The 588-nt window shown below is 29.8% G+C and carries 1 protein-coding gene; it reads left to right on the top strand.

Annotated elements, in window-relative coordinates:
- Positions 1-128 precede the first annotated feature (128 nt).
- A partial coding sequence (locus tag DOT_RS03750) for a DUF2867 domain-containing protein (protein ID WP_009614392.1) occupies positions 129-588 on the top strand: 460 nt, incomplete at its 3' end.

The following is a 588-nucleotide window of genomic DNA, read 5'->3' as shown; positions in this document are numbered from 1 at the left end:
CGTTTAAAGTTAAATGTAATATTGGGAAAAGGCATTAGATTGATTAGAGTATGCTAACCAAGACTTAGAGAAAAGTTTATCGACAAAGTTAGAAAAACGATAGGAAATAATTAAAGGAGACAGTATATATGCCAAAAGTATATAAATATCATGTACCTCCTGAAAAATCATTAATTTATAAAGATTTTGGGAGAATCGATTACTGTGATTCATATCAAATCGTAAAAAGCACGGATAAAACGATTGATAGTATCACAACAGAAATATTTAGGACTCCCAAATGGGTTGATTTATTGATGAGAATTAGAGGTTCTTTAGTTGGTTTGTTTGGATTAAATACAGGAAAAAAGAAGGATATTACTGAATCTATTTATTATCCAATTGGTACAAAAGCAGGTTATTTTACAGTTATCGACAGAAACGAAGATGAAATTGTTATGGCTGAAAATGATAAACATTTAAATTTTAGAACAGCTGTTATGAAAAGGAAATGCGAGCAAGATTGTTCTATTTATCTAACAACGATTGTCACGTTCAATAATATCTGGGGCAAAATATATTTTTTACCAGTCAAGCCATTTCACCAAA

Source organism: Desulfosporosinus sp. OT (assembly GCF_000224515.1).
Lineage (GTDB): Bacteria > Bacillota > Desulfitobacteriia > Desulfitobacteriales > Desulfitobacteriaceae > Desulfosporosinus.
The sequence above is the reverse complement of the archived record's forward strand: the minus strand, read 5'-3'. Positions and strand labels throughout refer to the sequence as shown.